Source organism: Pseudomonas sp. S2_A10, from assembly GCF_054668465.1.
Genome location: NZ_CP162773.1, coordinates 3,846,057 through 3,862,338, shown reverse-complemented (window position 1 = coordinate 3,862,338; position 16,282 = coordinate 3,846,057). Strand labels below are relative to the sequence as shown.

The 16,282-nt window shown below is 55.8% G+C and carries 18 protein-coding genes and 1 tRNA gene; 10 read left to right on the top strand and 9 right to left on the bottom strand.

Annotated features, from left to right (window positions below):
• The first annotated feature begins 220 nt into the window (after nt 1–220).
• The 6 genes from AB4N41_RS17465 (at nt 221) to AB4N41_RS17440 (ending at nt 7,671) form a co-directional block, all read left to right on the top strand.
• The gene (locus AB4N41_RS17465) at nt 221–5,077 is read left to right on the top strand and encodes an RHS repeat-associated core domain-containing protein (protein ID WP_353956567.1); all 4,857 of its coding nucleotides are present in this window, start codon (nt 221–223) and stop codon (nt 5,075–5,077) included.
• Nucleotides 5,074–5,460, top strand: coding sequence for a hypothetical protein (locus AB4N41_RS17460; protein ID WP_081932527.1), 387 nt, complete (start codon nt 5,074–5,076; stop codon nt 5,458–5,460). The genes AB4N41_RS17465 and AB4N41_RS17460 overlap by 4 nt, the downstream gene beginning before the upstream one ends.
• A 138-nt stretch (nt 5,461–5,598) precedes the next feature.
• On the top strand, nt 5,599–5,877 hold the full coding sequence (locus AB4N41_RS17455; protein WP_353956566.1) for an Imm50 family immunity protein: 279 nt from the start codon (nt 5,599–5,601) through the stop codon (nt 5,875–5,877).
• A gap of 281 nt (nt 5,878–6,158) precedes the next feature.
• Nucleotides 6,159–6,572 (top strand): DUF6896 domain-containing protein, encoded by a 414-nt coding sequence (locus tag AB4N41_RS17450; RefSeq protein ID WP_041479379.1) that lies wholly within the window; start codon nt 6,159–6,161, stop codon nt 6,570–6,572.
• A gap of 299 nt (nt 6,573–6,871) precedes the next feature.
• Nucleotides 6,872–7,030 carry a DUF6896 domain-containing protein gene (locus AB4N41_RS17445; protein ID WP_371924066.1) on the top strand — a complete coding sequence of 53 codons (159 nt, stop codon included), beginning with the start codon at nt 6,872–6,874 and terminating at the stop codon, nt 7,028–7,030.
• Between the two features lie 266 nt (nt 7,031–7,296).
• On the top strand, nt 7,297–7,671 hold the full coding sequence (locus tag AB4N41_RS17440; protein WP_041479377.1) for a hypothetical protein: 375 nt from the start codon (nt 7,297–7,299) through the stop codon (nt 7,669–7,671).
• Between the two features lie 68 nt (nt 7,672–7,739).
• Here the strand turns inward: AB4N41_RS17440 and AB4N41_RS17435 are convergent, their stop codons facing one another.
• From AB4N41_RS17435 to AB4N41_RS17420, 4 genes are all read right to left on the bottom strand, one after another.
• Nucleotides 7,740–7,907 (bottom strand): hypothetical protein, encoded by a 168-nt coding sequence (locus AB4N41_RS17435; protein ID WP_016773805.1) that lies wholly within the window; start codon nt 7,905–7,907, stop codon nt 7,740–7,742.
• Between the two features lie 118 nt (nt 7,908–8,025).
• Entirely contained in the window at nt 8,026–8,445 is a 420-nt protein-coding gene (locus tag AB4N41_RS17430) for a YMGG-like glycine zipper-containing protein (protein ID WP_024012287.1), read from the bottom strand.
• A gap of 135 nt (nt 8,446–8,580) precedes the next feature.
• Nucleotides 8,581–8,952: a hypothetical protein gene (locus AB4N41_RS17425; RefSeq protein WP_016773803.1), complete on the bottom strand. Its 372-nt coding sequence runs from the start codon at nt 8,950–8,952 to the stop codon at nt 8,581–8,583.
• A 312-nt stretch (nt 8,953–9,264) separates the two neighbouring features.
• A complete protein-coding gene (locus AB4N41_RS17420) occupies nt 9,265–9,453 on the bottom strand; it encodes a hypothetical protein (RefSeq protein WP_024012286.1) in 189 nt (62 codons plus the stop codon).
• Nucleotides 9,454–9,668: 215 nt separating this feature from the next.
• Between AB4N41_RS17420 and AB4N41_RS17415 the strand changes: the two genes are divergently transcribed.
• Complete coding sequence (locus tag AB4N41_RS17415) at nt 9,669–9,947, top strand: hypothetical protein (RefSeq protein ID WP_056784095.1); 279 nt, start codon at nt 9,669–9,671, stop codon at nt 9,945–9,947.
• A 55-nt stretch (nt 9,948–10,002) separates the two neighbouring features.
• Here the strand turns inward: AB4N41_RS17415 and AB4N41_RS17410 are convergent, their stop codons facing one another.
• From AB4N41_RS17410 to AB4N41_RS17395, 4 genes are all read right to left on the bottom strand, one after another.
• Entirely contained in the window at nt 10,003–10,323 is a 321-nt protein-coding gene (locus AB4N41_RS17410) for a YbjQ family protein (RefSeq protein WP_016773801.1), read from the bottom strand.
• A 68-nt stretch (nt 10,324–10,391) separates the two neighbouring features.
• Nucleotides 10,392–11,672 carry a Y-family DNA polymerase gene (locus tag AB4N41_RS17405; RefSeq protein ID WP_252877752.1) on the bottom strand — a complete coding sequence of 427 codons (1,281 nt, stop codon included), beginning with the start codon at nt 11,670–11,672 and terminating at the stop codon, nt 10,392–10,394.
• Nucleotides 11,659–12,090, bottom strand: coding sequence for a LexA family protein (locus AB4N41_RS17400; RefSeq protein WP_056784089.1), 432 nt, complete (start codon nt 12,088–12,090; stop codon nt 11,659–11,661). Before AB4N41_RS17400 ends, AB4N41_RS17405 begins: the two co-directional genes overlap by 14 nt.
• 250 nt (nt 12,091–12,340) lie before the next feature.
• Nucleotides 12,341–12,430: transfer RNA gene (locus tag AB4N41_RS17395), tRNA-Ser, on the bottom strand.
• A gap of 297 nt (nt 12,431–12,727) precedes the next feature.
• On the opposite strand from AB4N41_RS17395, the gene AB4N41_RS17390 reads away from it, so the two are divergent.
• The 3 genes from AB4N41_RS17390 to AB4N41_RS17380 all read left to right on the top strand — a co-directional run bounded on the left by AB4N41_RS17390 (nt 12,728) and on the right by AB4N41_RS17380 (nt 15,463).
• The gene (locus AB4N41_RS17390; RefSeq protein WP_252877751.1) at nt 12,728–13,417 is read left to right on the top strand and encodes a crotonase/enoyl-CoA hydratase family protein; all 690 of its coding nucleotides are present in this window, start codon (nt 12,728–12,730) and stop codon (nt 13,415–13,417) included.
• 219 nt (nt 13,418–13,636) lie between these two features.
• A complete protein-coding gene (locus AB4N41_RS17385; RefSeq protein ID WP_252877750.1) occupies nt 13,637–14,359 on the top strand; it encodes a 1-acylglycerol-3-phosphate O-acyltransferase in 723 nt (240 codons plus the stop codon).
• 132 nt (nt 14,360–14,491) lie between these two features.
• The gene (locus AB4N41_RS17380) at nt 14,492–15,463 is read left to right on the top strand and encodes a magnesium and cobalt transport protein CorA (protein ID WP_056784082.1); all 972 of its coding nucleotides are present in this window, start codon (nt 14,492–14,494) and stop codon (nt 15,461–15,463) included.
• Between the two features lie 69 nt (nt 15,464–15,532).
• On the opposite strand, the gene AB4N41_RS17375 is transcribed toward AB4N41_RS17380, so the two are convergent.
• Nucleotides 15,533–16,261 (bottom strand): amidotransferase, encoded by a 729-nt coding sequence (locus AB4N41_RS17375; RefSeq protein WP_252877749.1) that lies wholly within the window; start codon nt 16,259–16,261, stop codon nt 15,533–15,535.
• Between the last annotated feature and the right edge of the window lie 21 nt (nt 16,262–16,282).

Here is a 16,282-nt window from a genome sequence, read left to right as displayed (position 1 = left end):
GACATCCCGGGCGACAGGCAACGTGCCGCAACGCGGATCTGATTAATGGGTTCAGCAGCATAGCGAGGCCGATGGACATTGAGCAACGGGCAATGCCATCGACGCCTTTTCGCATTTAGCGAAAACTCCTACAGACACTGCCTACTTCCCCGACTTCTTTCCTTTTTGATCCCCCGCAAAGTCCGCGCTCCCGTTTCTTCATATGCGCGAGCGACTGCGAATGTTTCAACCCGATCAGCTCCTGGCCCTGAACAACAGCATCGGACTGCTGGTGGTGGCCGCCCTGAATCCGAAGCAGCCAGATTTTGAAGCGCTGATCGACGAGTTCCGCCTGTGCCTGAACAACTACGACGCCTGGGCCGAGCAATTCTGGACGGGGACGGCGCTGGACATCGAGCAGGTGTTCAAGGTTGGCAATGACGTACAACTGAGCGCGCCGATCACTTCGCGCGCACCTGTCAGTTCATCGGTGGTCATGTGTTCGGCCAGCGGACCGCTGACCCTGGTGCATCTGTTTGAAGCAGCGCGCTTCGTGCCGATCGGCGACACCCCGGTGACCCTCGAACCGCTGCTCAGCGACGTCGACGGCGTGCTGACCTTCGGCGAACCAAAGCGCTACACCATTGGCCCGAGCGGGATCCTCGAGGTGACCGATTGCATGCGCGGCCAGCGCTATCGCGTCACCTTCTTTCCCAACGTTTCCTCCGCCCATGTCCGCGCCCTGTATGCCTCATATGAAGGGGTCATTGCCGGCCTTGAAGGCTGGCTGCGCAGCGAATGGACAGGCTTCCAGCCGCAGTGGACGGAGTTTTCCAGCGCCGGTTTTCTTGATCGTTACGGGCAGTTGCAGCGGGCCGATTGGCGCGGCCTGGAAAAAGCCCTGAATGGCGTCTGGGATGACATTCAACAGCTGTTCGCCCTACTTGCCGATCTGCAGGAGCACAGCGCAAAGCTCCTCGAATACCTGAGCGAAGTCGAACTCGAGGCGCTGCTTGCCGCTTCAAACGAAGCGATCGCCAACGCCTTGTTGATGCTCAGCGACGAGCCGTTGTTGTTCATTCATCTGGCCGCGTTCACCAGTTGGCTAAAAATGCTGCCGCCGCAATACCTCGCCGAGGTGGTGGCCGAAGTTCGCACCGAGTTGCTGATCAGCTTCCTGTTGATGCGCGTGGCGGGCGGTGCCGGCGTATCGCTGCGTTTGAGCAGCAAGGTCCTGGCGAAGATCAAATCGCCAAGGGCGCGGGAGTGGCTGGCCGCCTCAGCCTTGCGTCTGGCTGAGCTGACTTCGGCACCGGAACTTAAGCAGCACGCGAGCACGCTGAAGCCGCTGATGTTCCATGCCCGCGAAGTGGAGCTGAAGCCGACGCCATCGATTCCGCTGAACATTCGTCAGGCCGACGCGGTGGTGCTCCGCGTGCCGAATCCGGCGCCACTCGCGCGGGAAAAATCCCAGGGCATGGCGCGCCTTGAGCGCCACGAGCCCCACGACGACGCCCCCGACCAGGCGAAAAACCCCAACGGCGACGCCGCCGACTGCGTGCCCAAAACCTGTACCAATGGCTGCCCGGTGTCGATGGTCACCGGCGAGGAACTGCTGACCCTGACCGACGCGGTGCTCGATGGCGTGTTGCCGTTCGAGTTCACCCGCTTGTACCGCAGCAGCGCCGTCGAGATCGACATCGGCCTGGGTTTTGGCTGGAGCCACACGCTGGCGCATCGGCTGGCCTTCGACGGCGATGGCGTGATCTGGATCGATCATGAGAACCGCCGCACCCGCTTTCCCCTGCCCAACGTCGCGCGCCCGGCGATTCACAACAGCCTGTCGCGGGCGGCGATCTTTCTCGGCGATGAGCCGGAAGAATTGATCCTGGCGTTGGCCGGCGACAGCGCGCGGTTCTACCACTTTCGCGCCGGCCGGCTGACGGCGATCAGCGACGTCTACGGCAATCGTCTGACCCTGCAACGCGATCGCTCCGACCGCATTCAGCGTCTGGACAACGGCGCCGGCCGCTCATTGCTGTTGCGTTATGACCGCGCGCATCTGGTGGCGATTGATTATCAGGTGTTCGTCCAGGGCGAGTGGACCACCGAGCAAACCCTCGCCACCTACAGCTTCGATGCCCGGCAACGGCTGCTGACCGCGACCAACGCGGTCGGCGACAGCGAACGCTACGACTACGACGACCACCACGTCATCCTCCAGCGCCAGTTGACTGGCGGCGCGAGCTTCTTCTGGGAGTGGCAGCGCGAGGGCAAAGCCGCCCGCTGCGTGAGGCACTGGGCGTCGTTCTCGCAGATGAACACCCGTTACGTCTGGAACGATGACGACGCCAGCGTGACCGTGCATTACGTCGACGGTACCGAAGAAGTCTACGTCCACGACGAGCGCGCACGGCTGGTGCGGCAGGTCGCGGCCGATGGCGGCGAGCAGCTCAAGGCCTATGACGAGCAGGGGCGCTTGATCGCCGAGCAGGATGCGTTGGGCGCGGTTACCGAATACCGCTACGACGAGGTCGGACGGCTGATCGCGCTGATTCCGCCGGACGATGCACCAACGTCCTACGAGTACCGCAACGGCTTTCTCTACAAGCGTTGCCGTGGTGATGCGGTGTGGATCTATCGGCGCAACGCTGAAGGCGCCGTTACCGAAGCGGTCGATCCCGACGGCCAGGTCACCCATTACTACTACAACCTGCGCGGGCAATTGCTGTCGCTGCGTTACCCGGACAGCAGCCGCCACCGCTGGGTGTGGAACGAGCTCGGCCAGCTCATCGAAGAAACCCTGCCCGATGGTGGCGTGCGGCGCTTTTCCTACGATGCGCTGGGACGGCGGATTACCACCCAGGACGAATTTGGTGTCGTCAGTCGTCAGCAGTGGGACGCGGCCGGCCGACTGATCCTGACGACTTCTCCTACGGGAAGCACGCGCGCCTACAGCTACGGCGCCTACGGCCAGATCACCGCTGAGCGCGACGAGCTCGGGCGCATCACCCGCTACGAATATGACGACGACCTGCATCTGGTCTCGCGGCGGATCAATCCTGACGGCACCCACGTGCAGTACCGCTATGACCATGCGCGGCTGTTGCTGACCGAGATTGAAAACGAGTCCGGAGAAAAGTACCGACTGGATTACACGCCGACCGGATTGATCCGACAGGAAACCGGGTTTGATGGGCGGCGCACGGCTTATGCCTACGACCTTAATGGTCATTTGCTGGAGAAGACCGAGTTTGGTGATTTCGGCCCCAGTCTGGTCACCCACTATGAGCGCGACAAGGCCGGGCGTTTGCTGGTCAAAACCCTGCCCGATGGCGCCAAGATCCGCTACGACTACGACCGCCTCGGGCGCTTGGTTGCCGTTGATGACGGGCAGAACCATCCGCTGGCCTTCGAGTACGACCGTCAGGATCGACTGATCACCGAGCATCAGGGCTGGGGCACCTTGCGCTACGCCTATGACGCCTGCGGCCAGCTCAAACGCCTGCGCCTGCCGGACAACAGCAAGCTCGATTATCACTACGCCAAGGGCGGTGCGCTGTCGGCCATCGACCTTAATGGCACGCCGCTCACGCGCCACGTCTACCAGTCCGGTCGCGAACAGCAACGCCAGCAAGGTTTGCTGCTCAGCGAATATTCTTACGACGATCAGGGCCGCTTGCTTGCCCACGCTGTAGGTCATCGCCACGCTTCGCTGTACCGCCGCGATTATGCCTACAGCGCCAACGGCAATCTCGAGCACATTGCCGACAGCCGCCACGGCCAGCGCACTTATGGCTACGACGCCCTCGACCGGTTGATCCGCGTACGTCACTCACGCGACGAGCTGCCCGAATCCTTCGCCCACGACCCGGCCGGCAACCTGCTGATGCAGGATCGTCCCGGCCCTGCGCAGATCAAGGGCAATCGCCTGCTGATGCAGGGCGACCGTCATTACGACTACGACGCCTTCGGCAACCTGATCCGCGAACGCCGAGGCCACGGCCAGACCCTGGTCACCGAATACCGCTACGACTGCCAGCACCGCCTGATCGGCCTGACCCGCCCCGACGGCCAGACCGCCACTTATCAATACGATGCCTTCGGCCGGCGCATCCGCAAAAGCGTAGACGGCGCCGTCACCGAGTTCTTCTGGCAAGGCGAACACCTCGTCGCCGAAAGCAGCGCCAGCCAATACCGCAGCTTCCTCTACGAACCCGGCACCTTCCGCCCGTTGGCGATGCTCGACGGCAAAGGCCCGAAAAAAGCCTGCCCGTTCTACTACCAACTCGACCACCTCGGCACCCCGCAGGAACTCACCGACTACAGCGGCGAAATCGTCTGGTCCGCGCAATACGACGCCTACGGCAAAGTCGCCGCCGTCACCCTCGCCGGCGAAGACTACCTGGATCAACCGCTGCGCTTTCAGGGGCAGTATTTCGATGTTGAAAGTGGGCTGCATTACAACCGGCATCGGTATTACGACCCAAGGCTTGGACGGTATTTAACGCCGGACCCGGTGAAGCTGGCGGGTGGGTTGAATCAGTACCAGTACGTGCCGAATCCGACGGGGTGGGTGGATCCGTTGGGGTTGACGTCCAACTGCCCTCCGCCGAATAAGCCTAGGTGTGAGGTGCCGGGGGCGAGTGATAGGGTTAAGGTTGATGAGGGGGAGCCTGATGCACCAGCGCCTAAGAAAAAGCAGGAATATCTGTACCGAGGAGATTCAAGAGACCCGTCCGATGTTTTTGTGAACGGATTCAAAAGCAAGGGAGACAGTGAGGACTTATTCCTCCACTCCATTGATAGCGATTTTCCTCCAAGCGGCTTTATCAGCACCTCCCCCTCTCGAGACGTGGGAAAAGAGTTTGCTACCAGCTTTTTTACAAAAACCGGGTTTCTTTATACTTTGAAGAGAGTCAATGGCTATGATTTGAAGCAAGAATTAGGAAACCGATACAAATTTTCCCGAGAACAGGAATTCGCCGTCCCAAAAATCATCAAAAACGAAGATATTCTAGGCGCCACGATAATTATTGATGATGGGCGTGACTTTGGTTACTCCATCCCGAATCCATATAGGAAAATTGACAAATGATTTCGGAATTCAAAATTATCGTAGAAAAAGAATATGCAATCAAAGATGTAGTTCTGATTTGCGACAGCGAGAAAATAAGCATAACTCTAAACCTGGACGGTTTATCGCCAAAAACATACGCCGGCAAAAATTTTTATCATTGTTTCGGTTTGGTCCGAAAGGACAACCCTCTAGTAACTTTCTTTTGCAAAGGCTCAAAGCTAAATGTTCACCCCTCGAGCTTATCATCACAAATGTCTCTTGGATTAAAAGCTTATGAATTGACAAATGGAGCAGAACCATCACTAAAAGACGTAGTGTCGATATTTGACTACGAAAATGAAAACCTAACAAACTCGCCAGAATTACAGAGGGAATTTTTCTTACAGTGGATAGGGACTTAGGGGAAGAAAGACATATCTCGCGACGACAGAATGGACAAATGGCGCCCATGTGAATATTTAGAAAAACGCAGGCCGAGCATTAACCAACACTACATGAAGACGCTTTCTAGAAATAGATCGACAGAGTAAAAGAAACACATGAAATACTGGAATGAGATAAATGGCAGAAAATTCTTCAATATGGTCTTCAGCCGAAATATACCTATCGGAGAGATTAAGCTCTTCACTCTAAACATAGACAATAATCTTTCAACACTGACTCTGGCATTTGACATCAGAGAAATTCCAGACACGCCTCCGAAGAAGTGGGAATCCATAGAATACAATGCTTGCCGCATAGGGATAACGTGCAGTGAAGTTACAAGCTTCGGGAAAAATTTCAATTATCCATTCAAACTATTGAGAGCAGGCACTTAGTTTGCGTTGCATCAGAGAATTTCGAGATAAAATTCATTACATCATCATTGAGATTAAGAGAACCTAGCATCTACTTAACAGAGTCACTTTTCTAAACATCACGCATCAAACACTCCTCGCGCAGCGCCTGCAAGACCAAAAGCAATATCACCAAGGCTGAAAATCACTACCACCCCAAAGAGCACTCAGCAATTTTTAAACAATAAAAATGCAATCCAGCCAGCCAGCCAGCCAGCCAGCCAAATCATTGGACTAAATATTTCGCAAAACCGGAGAAAAAAATGAGTGACCAAGATCAAACTTTGGATACCCTGATACATGACTTTATTTCTATGGTAGAGACAAGCACGCTTATATTTGAAAAAAAATTTGGCACTCGGGACATTCGAAGACTTTGGCATACCAAGGCGATAAAGCGTCGCGGGAGAGTCACTCGAGGCGTTAAATATGAACTGCACGGCATTGGCTGCCGCATTAATCTATCGACAGGAACTGTAGATTTTGACTATGGGCCTAATGGTGAAATCAATGGGTTTGATATTTGCCGCTTATACTTCTTTGCTTGTGAAAGACCATCTAAATATAGAAAATACTGCGACAAAAAAATAATCGAAAAAGAATTCGCCGAATACATAGATCTAAAAAAAATCAAGAAAATTTCCTTAATTAGCAACTTGTATATATGGTCCAACTGAAAAAAACGAATAGACCAAAACACATAAAATCAACCTGACTTCCGCACCTGCTTGTGAGACAAACACCAAAATTCACAACGTAAAAATCATTAGAAATATTGGGAAACCATTTTTGAGACAAGAGTGAATGAAACATGTCAGCCTAAAAAGACTCGATATCGATCGACTGGATGACAATAGAAAAACATGAGTAACAATATGATACATCTCGAAGACTTGATCAAAGACTTCCTCAGCAAAGTTGAAGAAGGAACAACGCTATTACAAGAAAAATTTGGTACTCGAAACATCCTAAGACTTTGGGGAGCGGCAAAATAGAAAGTTGCGGAGAAGTCATCGATGGTATTGAATATGAACTACACGGCATAGGCTGTGCTATTCATTTTCCCACTGAATCAGTGGATTTCGATTACGGTTCGAATAACAGGATCGATGGTTTTGATGAGTGGCGCCTTTAAATGTGCGCCACCGACAGACCTGAAGAGTACAAAAAATACACTGACATAAATTTTCTTGAGAGCGAGTTCAAGTCTTATATAGACTCAGGCAGAATCAAAAAATATCGCCCTCCGATGACCTCTTTGAATTAATCGACCCGCCGGAAAACCTCTGAAAACGAGACTTAAGCGCCTGCTGACTCAGGCCATTATGGCAAAGTCCAACTCATAAAAAACTTCACTGATCACCTCAATCCTCTGAAAGAAAACGAGAGCATGGCTCGCAGATGACTAAGAAATATCCCGCGCATATGGTAGAGATCGACCCAATCATCGAAGAAATGGTCCTACTCAGCATCAACGGTGTGACTGTGAGATGTTTCGCAGGCCGCTGCCCGTCAGTAATCGAAGTAGGTGAGACCTACTCAGCCGAGTTCGAAATGGTGCTGCCGGACGAGATAGACATTTCAAAATGTGATGGCAGCGAAACACGTGTCGAGATGCTTGACAATGGTTTCTCATGCGATATCTACGGGCGCTTAGAAGGCGATACGCTCAAGTCGTTCGTCGAATTTGCGGATCAAGATATCCACTTCGATTTTCCGCACCTCAATGGTCAGTTTGTAAAAATCAGAGCACAAAGAATCGACGTCTCGTTCTGAGGAACAGATTTTCTGTAGGGCCTGCGGAGTCAGGCCCTTAAACCATCATTCAAAACCTCAACCCCACCTCACTGCTCATCCCCATCCTCCTCATACTCCATATCCGCCTCATCCGCATCATTCAACGGCACCGTAGCATCGTCCATCAGCGACCCGGGATCTTCATTCCCCGGATCATTGATAAATGGCAATCCACTCGGGCCTTTCTCTTCTTTGCCTTCAGTTTCAGGAGTCATGGCGCACCTCTTGAGCGTGTGGGATGTATCACTTTCGAAAAGCCCTATCGCCAATCGTTCCTCCGCCTGACGGCCAGACACGAAAAACCCGGCGCCAGGCCGGGTTTTCGTTGATCAATCAGCGATGTTTATTTTTGTGTTTGTTCTTGTGCTTGTGGCCGCCGGAATGAGATCCGCCGTCGTCGTCGCCAAGATTGTTACCTACCGCGCCGCCTGCTGCGCCGCCCAGGCCTGCGCCAATGGCGGAGCCGGTGGAGCCGCCGAGGCTGTTGCCGACGACCGAGCCGCCTGCTGCGCCAAGACCGCCGCCAATCGCGGCTTCGGTGCGGTTGCGTTTGTTCGCGCCGACGGCACTGCCGGCCGCGCCGCCAACACCTGCGCCGACCGCTGCGCCCGTGCTGCCGCCAAGTTGTCCGCCAACCACATTACCCAGCGCACCGCCGAGACCACCGCCTACGGCAGCGGTGCCGTCTCCGGCCGCCATCGCGCCCTGCGCCACGACCAAGCCAAAAAACAGTGCAGATAATGACAATCGCATATGAACCTCGCAGTTCCCGAATCGGGACAGTCCGCCCAAGCGGGGCGTATGCAGATTGGAGATGATTTCTGACGAAACGTTCAGCCATGAAAAAGCCCGACATCGAGTCGGGCTTTTTCTGACAGGCCATCAGTCTCAGTGGCGCTTGTGACCTTTGCCCAGATTGCTGCCGACGGCACCGCCGGCCGCGCCGCCCAGACCTGCACCGATGGTGGCGCCGTTGCGGCCGCCCAGGCTGTTGCCGATCACCGAGCCACCGGCTGCACCGACACCGCCGCCGATCGCCGCTTTGGTGCGGCTGCCCTTGCGTGCGGCGACGGCACTGCCTGCTGCGCCCGCGACGCCAGCGCCAATGGCGGCACCGGTGCTGCCGCCCATTTTCTGACCGACCACGTTACCCAGCGCGCCACCCAGGCCACCGCCCAGCGCAGCAGTGCCATCACCGGCAGCCATCGCACCTTGAGCAACCAGAAGGCCAAGAACCAGAGCAGGCAGTGTTAAACGCATGACGAAAACCTCAAATAAACGGGATGACGAAAAGGAGCGGGATTTAATGCGCTCGGCCCAGGAAAGTCCAGACGCAGGCGACAGCGTCGTTTGGACCGCGATCAGGGAAAAGGTTTTATGCCGGGCAAAAAAAAGCCCGCTGGGGAGACGGGCTGGAGACTTGCTTTCTAACGGATGGCTTCACACTACGTTGGCCAACGTGAAAAGTTTGTGAAAAAAAACCGACATTAATGTCAATGCTTGCCAGAGATTTCAAACCCCTATTCTTGCGCACATAAAAAACCCCGTTCAGTGACGGGGTGCAGGATGAAATCACTTTCTGGTCCTTGCCGTGACCTTGGGTAGGAATTTCGCTTTCGGCCCTTTGGGGGCTGTGGATTTGATTTTGCCGATGCTCACCGGATCCTCGCCAAACCCCGACTGATACTCCGACTGACCGCAGCGCACACAATTGTTGAATGAAAACTCTGCGCCATCATCTTCGATAAATGGACCTGACATAGACTCTCCCCTACGCAACTGGGTCGACACCGACAAAACAGTTTTGCCTGGAAAATATCGCCCCTCAGCGCTTTTGAGACTAGCTGGTCACTACTGGACTTGCCTAAGACTGATCACCGACGAATGGAAAAAAGCGTCGTGAACGATCATTCGCTAAAGATTTCCATCGAACGGCCGCTGCCCTTACTCCTACAAATGAATCTCAAGGAGAGATCATGCAGATCAATGGATTCCCGAACATGCCAGTCGTAAAACTCACGGACGAGCAGATCGCTGCCGGCAAGGCCGGTGCGGAAAAACTCAAGGAAAAGATCGCCTCGGGTGAAATCACCATCAAATACCCAGACAAACCGCTTCTGCAACCGGGCGTCGTCTACCATCCCAGCGAGCCCGCACCATCGGCGCAGCCTGACGGGACGCCGCCCCTCGTTGCCATCGATACACCGCTGACCTATGACTCAAGAGGCGCTGTGTTGCTCAAGCCACAAGGCTGATTGACGCGAAAAAGCCCACTCGTTGTGCGAGTGGGCTTTGCCTTGAACACAATGATCAGCGCAGCTTGACCGCAGTTCCGGTGACGAACACCACTACCATGCCGCCCTTGCCTGCCGGCATGCTGATCTCGAAGTCCACGCCGACCACCGCGTCAGCCTGCAATGCCCGCGCCCGATCCTTCAGTTCGTCGGTGGCCTGAATGCGTGCTTCTTTAAGAGCCCGCTCCAACGTCTGCGAGCGCCCGCCAAAGAAGTCGCGCATGCCCGCAAACATATCGCGGATCACGTTGACGCCCTGCACAGACTCGGCGCTGACGATGTCCAGATAGGCCGTGATCTGCCGCCCCTCGACGGAATGAGTGGTGGAAATGATCATGAAAGTCGTCCTTTTACTGCATAAGTGAAGGCAGCGATTGTAACGCGGCACCAGATCTGGCCCGTGCCTCAATTGGATTTAACCACCCACAATTGATCCAGCTTCGTCGTAAAACTCGAACTCATCATCTCCCGCCGCATGCCCCAGGCCGGATCCGCCGGCACACTCCCCGCTCGCAACGTTCCATGCCCCCAGCGCTGATTGATCTGGTCGAGCACCCCCATCACCTTCTCCGCCGTCTGCGGTTGCGACTGGGCAAACAAGTCTTCGGTAAACTCTCCGGGCTGCCGAAGATCCATCAATAACACTTCAGCCTTGCTGTACTTGAAGCCCGGCCGGAACAATCGATCAACCGCCTCGCTCGCCACCTTGCTCAGCAATCGCACATCATTGGTCGGATAAGGCAACTCGATCAGCGCGCCATTGGCGTACTTCGCCTCTTCCGGATTGAACATGCCGGTGCGGATACTCACGCGGATCTTTTTGCACAGCGAACTCTGCGCACGCAGCTTTTCCGCCGCTCGATGCACATAAGTAGCAACGGCTTCCTTGATCGGCTCGATGGTAGTCAAACGGTTGCCAAACATGCGGCTGCTGCAAATTTCCTGCTTCGGCGGTTCTGTTTCCGACAGTTCCAGACAGGATGTGCCGCCCAGTTCGCGCGCGGTCTTCTCGATCACCACGCTGAACTTGCGCCGCAGTGTCCACGGATCGGCCTTCGCCAAGTCCATCGCACTTCTGATTTGCATGCTTTCCAGATGAGCTTTCATCCGCCGACCGACGCCCCACACGTCACCGACATCGGTATTGCGCAGCACCCAGTCGCGTTTGGACGGATCGCAGATGTCGACCACGCCGCCGGTATGCGCTTGCAGGCGTTTCGCGGTGTGGTTGGCGAGCTTGGCCAGCGTTTTCGTCGGGGCGATGCCGACGCCGACCGGGATGCCGGTGCGCTTATAAACAGCAGAGCGAATGGTTCGGCCAAAACCTGTCAGGTCCCCAGGAATGCCGCTGAGATCGGCGAACGCCTCATCAATGCTGTAAACCTCGACCGCCGGCACCATGGATTCGATGATCGTCATCACCCGTTCGCTCATGTCGCCGTACAACGCGTAATTACTGCTGAACACCTGAATGCCGTGGCGGCGCAGATCATCACGAATCTGAAAGTACGGCGCGCCCATTTTCACAAAAGGTTTGGCATCGTAGCTGCGCGCGATCACGCAGCCATCGTTGTTGCTCAGCACGACAATCGGCGTCTTCGCCAGATCGGGCCGGAACACTCGCTCACAGCTGGCATAGAAGCTGTTGCAATCGATCAGCGCGAAGACCTGCTCACGATTTGCCATGGTCGCGCACGCTGTAAGTCACCACACCCCAGATCACCAGCTCATCCCCTTCCATCACATAGCGAGGCGGGTATTTGCTGTTGGCCGAAAGAAGAATGATGGTGTTGGCGCGCATGTGCAGGCGCTTGCAGACAGGTTCGGAGTTGAGACCGGCGATGACGATATCGCCGTGCTCGGCATTCAGGCTGCGATCAACAATCACCAGATCACCGCAAAATATCCCGGCGTCCTGCATGCTCTCGCCTTCGATCTTCGCCAGATAAACGTGCGGCGCACGAATATCAAAAACCTCGTCCAGAGAGATGTGCTTTTCAATGTGATCAGCCGCTGGCGAAGGAAATCCGGCGGGAATCCGAAACGAATACAGCGCAAGCTGTTCGCCCGCGCCTGACAAAGGGCCGAGGATGGTGACGCTCATGATACGAACCTGATAGTGAATTTACTGTATGCGTATACAGTAAACTCGGGACGGTTCGGGGGGTCAATGAGGCGTGTAGGAGATTTCGACGGGTGACAGGGTTTTGTATAGCTTTGGAGAGAGAATGATCACCAAAACACATTTCATGGATGCCGAGCACCAACGGTCCCATATGACCATTTTCCAGACACCAAAAACCACAAACCCCCGACTTTCTCTAGGAAAATCAGGGGTTTGCGTTTACTGAATGTGGCGGTGAAGGAGAGATTCGAACTCTCGATACAGTTTCCTGTATACACACTTTCCAGGCGTGCTCCTTAAGCCACTCGGACACTTCACCGTATCTCTGCAGACATGTTCTGTCTGTCGAGGCGCGCTAATGTAGTCGAAAGCTTTTCCGATGGCAAACTTTTTTTCAGAATTTTCATGCGCTTAAGAGAGGCCGCTGCGTTCAGCCAGAGCGGACGATGGCAAACCCGCCAATCTTGGGTAAACCGTGCGCTTCCTTTTATAGCAGGCAACACGCGCGCAGCGCTGGCCGAAGCGCAAAACGGTGACTGGCAGGTCAGTCACGGCGCTTTACCTGGCCTGCGGCGGTGGGTAACGTCTGCCCATCTTTCTAATAAGGAATAGCGTCATGAGCGAGTTGATTGCCTACCACCTCGAAGACGGTATCGCGACCCTGACCCTGAACAATGGCAAGGTCAACGCGATTTCTCCGGACGTGATTGCGGCGTTTAATGCGGCGCTGGATCAGGCGGTGGCGGATCGCGCCGTGGTGATCATTACCGGGCAGCCGGGGATTCTCTCCGGTGGTTATGACCTCAAGGTGATGACCGCCGGCCCGAAAGAAGCCGTTGCGCTGGTGACGGCCGGTTCGACCCTGGCCCGCCGCCTGCTCTCTCACCCGTTCCCGGTGATCGTTGCTTGCCCGGGGCACGCCGTGGCCAAGGGCGCTTTCCTGCTGTTGTCCGCCGATTACCGCATCGGTGTCGATGGCCCGTACAGCATCGGCCTGAACGAAGTGCAGATTGGCATGACCATGCACCACGCCGGTATTGAGCTGGCACGCGACCGCTTGCGGCGTTCGGCTTTCCATCGCTCGGTAATCAATGGCGAGATGTTCGATCCGCAAAGTGCCGTTGATGCAGGCTTCCTCGACAAAGTCGTCACTGCCGAAGAATTGCAGGGCGCCGCGCTGGCTGCCGCGCGTCAGTTGAAGAAGATCAACATGCTGGCGCACAAGAACACCAAGCTCAAAGTGCGCAAGCAACTGCTGGAAACCCTCGACGACGCGATCCTGCAGGATCAGCAACATCTGGGCTGACTCGTCCAAAATCTGCCGGTAAGAGAATAGCCCGACCTTGGTCGGGCTTTTTCTTACGTTCAGCGTTGAAGATTCGCTGAAAGCTCTAGGACGCGCCTGACAGGCAACGCTGAAACATGCGCTTAAACATCGGCCATCTCCGGACTCTATAGCGGCAATTGCCGAAAACAGTGCACATCCGTACACTGCGCCACCTTTTGTCCCGGTGGGCCTGCAAAAATGCTGTTTGTGTTTCGTATGTTGTTGATGGGCCTGCACTTTATTCTGGCCGGCGTGCTCGGCGTGATCCTTGGATTGTGCCGCCCGTTCAACCCGGACAACAGTCGACTGTGCGCCCGCCTCTACGCTTTGCCGGCGATGTGTATCTTGCGTTTGCGGGTCAGGTCCGAGGTCAACGGTTTGGTGAACAAGCCTGACAGTTGCGTGATCATCGCCAACCATCAGTCAAACTACGATCTGTTCGTGTTCGGCAATGTCGTCCCTCGTCGCACCGTTTGTATCGGCAAGAAGAGCCTGAAGTGGGTGCCGTTGTTCGGCCAGTTGTTCTGGCTGGCCGGCAATGTGTTGATCGACCGTGGCAATGCGCACAAGGCGCGGCAGTCGATGCTGACGACGACCCACACCTTGCAGAACGAAGACACCTCGATCTGGGTGTTTCCGGAAGGCACCCGCAACCTCGGTGAAGATCTGTTGCCGTTCAAGAAAGGCGCGTTCCAGATGGCAATTGCCGCCGGCGTGCCGATCGTTCCGGTGTGCGTGAGCAGCTATATCAAACACATGCGCCTGAATCGCTGGCGCAGCGGCAACGTTCTCATACGTTCCTTGCCGGCAATTCCTACAGTCGGAATGACCATGGACGACATGCCCATGCTCATCGAGCGATGCCGCGAGCAGATGCGCGAGTGCATCGAGTCGATGGATCGGCAACTGCAAGCCGCGTGAAACCAAACCCGCCCCGTGCGGGTTTTCTTTTGCCGGGTGAACTGTAGAAGTTTCACTGACTCTCAAGCAGCGACACGGCTAAGCTGAAGCCTAGTTTCCCTGCCATCTGCCAAGAAGAAGTGAATCACCACCATGGGTCGAGTTGTTGCTGCTGCGGTGTACAGCGAGGGTAAGAAAGTCACCAATATTGCGCTGGACGAAGGTGCTGCCTGGGCGGCCAAACCCGGCCACTTCGTGTGGATCGGCCTGGAAGAACCGGACGCACAGGAATTATCCAACCTGCAACGTCAGTTCAACTTGCATGAACTGGCCATCGAAGACGCGCTGGAAAAACACAGCCGACCAAAACTGGAAACCTTTGGTGACGCACTGTTTATCGTCACCTACTCACCGGTTCGCGAAAACGGCGTTTTGCAATTCATCGAAACGCATATCTTCGCCGGCAGGGGTTACATCATTACCGCACGCAACGGCCATTCCGCGTCGTACGCCTATGTGCGTCAACGCTGTGAAGCGCGTCCGCTGTTGCTCGAGCACGGAGAGGATTTCGTCCTCTATGCGCTGCTCGATTTCGTCATCGAGAACTATCAGCCGGTGGGCGAAGCGATCCACGCCGAGATCGATGAGCTGGAGCGCAACGTCTTGTGTAGCGCCCTCAACGAGCGCGACATTCAAAAGCTGCACGGTCTGCGCCGCGATGTGGTGCGCTTGCGTCGGTACGCGGCACCGATGGTGGAGATCGGCGAGGAGCTGCAAAAGCTCAGTTTCCCGTTCATCGACAAGAACATGCGCCCGTACTTTCGCGATGTGCAGATTCATGTAACGCGGCAGATGGAAGACCTGACCACGCTGGCGGACATTGCCAGCCAGACCATCGAGATTGGCGTGTTGCTTGAGGCATCACGGCAGAGCGTGGTGCAACGCAAGTTTGCAGCGTGGGCGGCGATTCTGGCGTTCCCGACAGCGGTGGCGGGGATCTACGGAATGAATTTCCAGAACATGCCGGAATTGACCTGGCACTACGGTTATTTTGCAGTGCTGGGGTTTATTGCGGTGGGGTGTGTGAGTTTGTGGGCGAGCTTCAAGCGGTCCGGGTGGCTGTAGCCGGGACCGCGTTGCCCCGGAGATTCGCGAGCAGGCTCGCTCCCACAGGGATTGTGGGAGCAGGCCCTTTTAGCGTTGAGCCGTTTCTGGTTTGTGCGCCACGAACCGCATCATCCACTCCGCAACCGTAGCGCCATGATGTTCCTGCTCTAGGCTCGCAACCCCCTTGCTGTAGATCTGCGAGCCCAGCGCTTCCTGGCGCAGGTCGAGCAGCGCGCGCGAGTAATCGTGAATGAATTCCGGGTGACCCTGGAAGCACAGCACTTGATCGTTGATGTGATACGCCGCGAACGGGCAGAAATCGCTGGACGCGATGACCGTGGCGTTTTCCGGTAGCTCGGTTACCTGATCCTGGTGACTGATCAGCAGTGTCAGCTCTTCGCGTACCGGGCTCATCCACGGCGCCTTGGCTGCCAGCTTGTAATTGTGAGTACCGACGCCCCAACCCTGAGAGGCCCGCTCGCTCTTGCCGCCAAGCAGCAGCGCCAGCAATTGATGACCGAAACACACGCCGAGCAATTTGTCGCCGCGTTCGTAGCGATTCAGAAGATAGGTCTTGAGGGTCTGAATCCACGGATCCGTGCCGAACGAATCTGCCTTGCTGCCAGTGACCAGATACGCATCGAAAGCCTCGTCGTCGCTTGGGTAATTCCCCTTCACCACGTTATAGACAGTGAAATCAGCGGCGATCGGTTGTTGCGAGAACAGCCGCTGAAACATGTGCCCATAGCCCTGATATTGGTCAATCAATTCGGGCCGCAGGATGTCGGTTTCGAGAATGCAGATGCGCAGCGACATAAAAAATACCTGACACGTGAT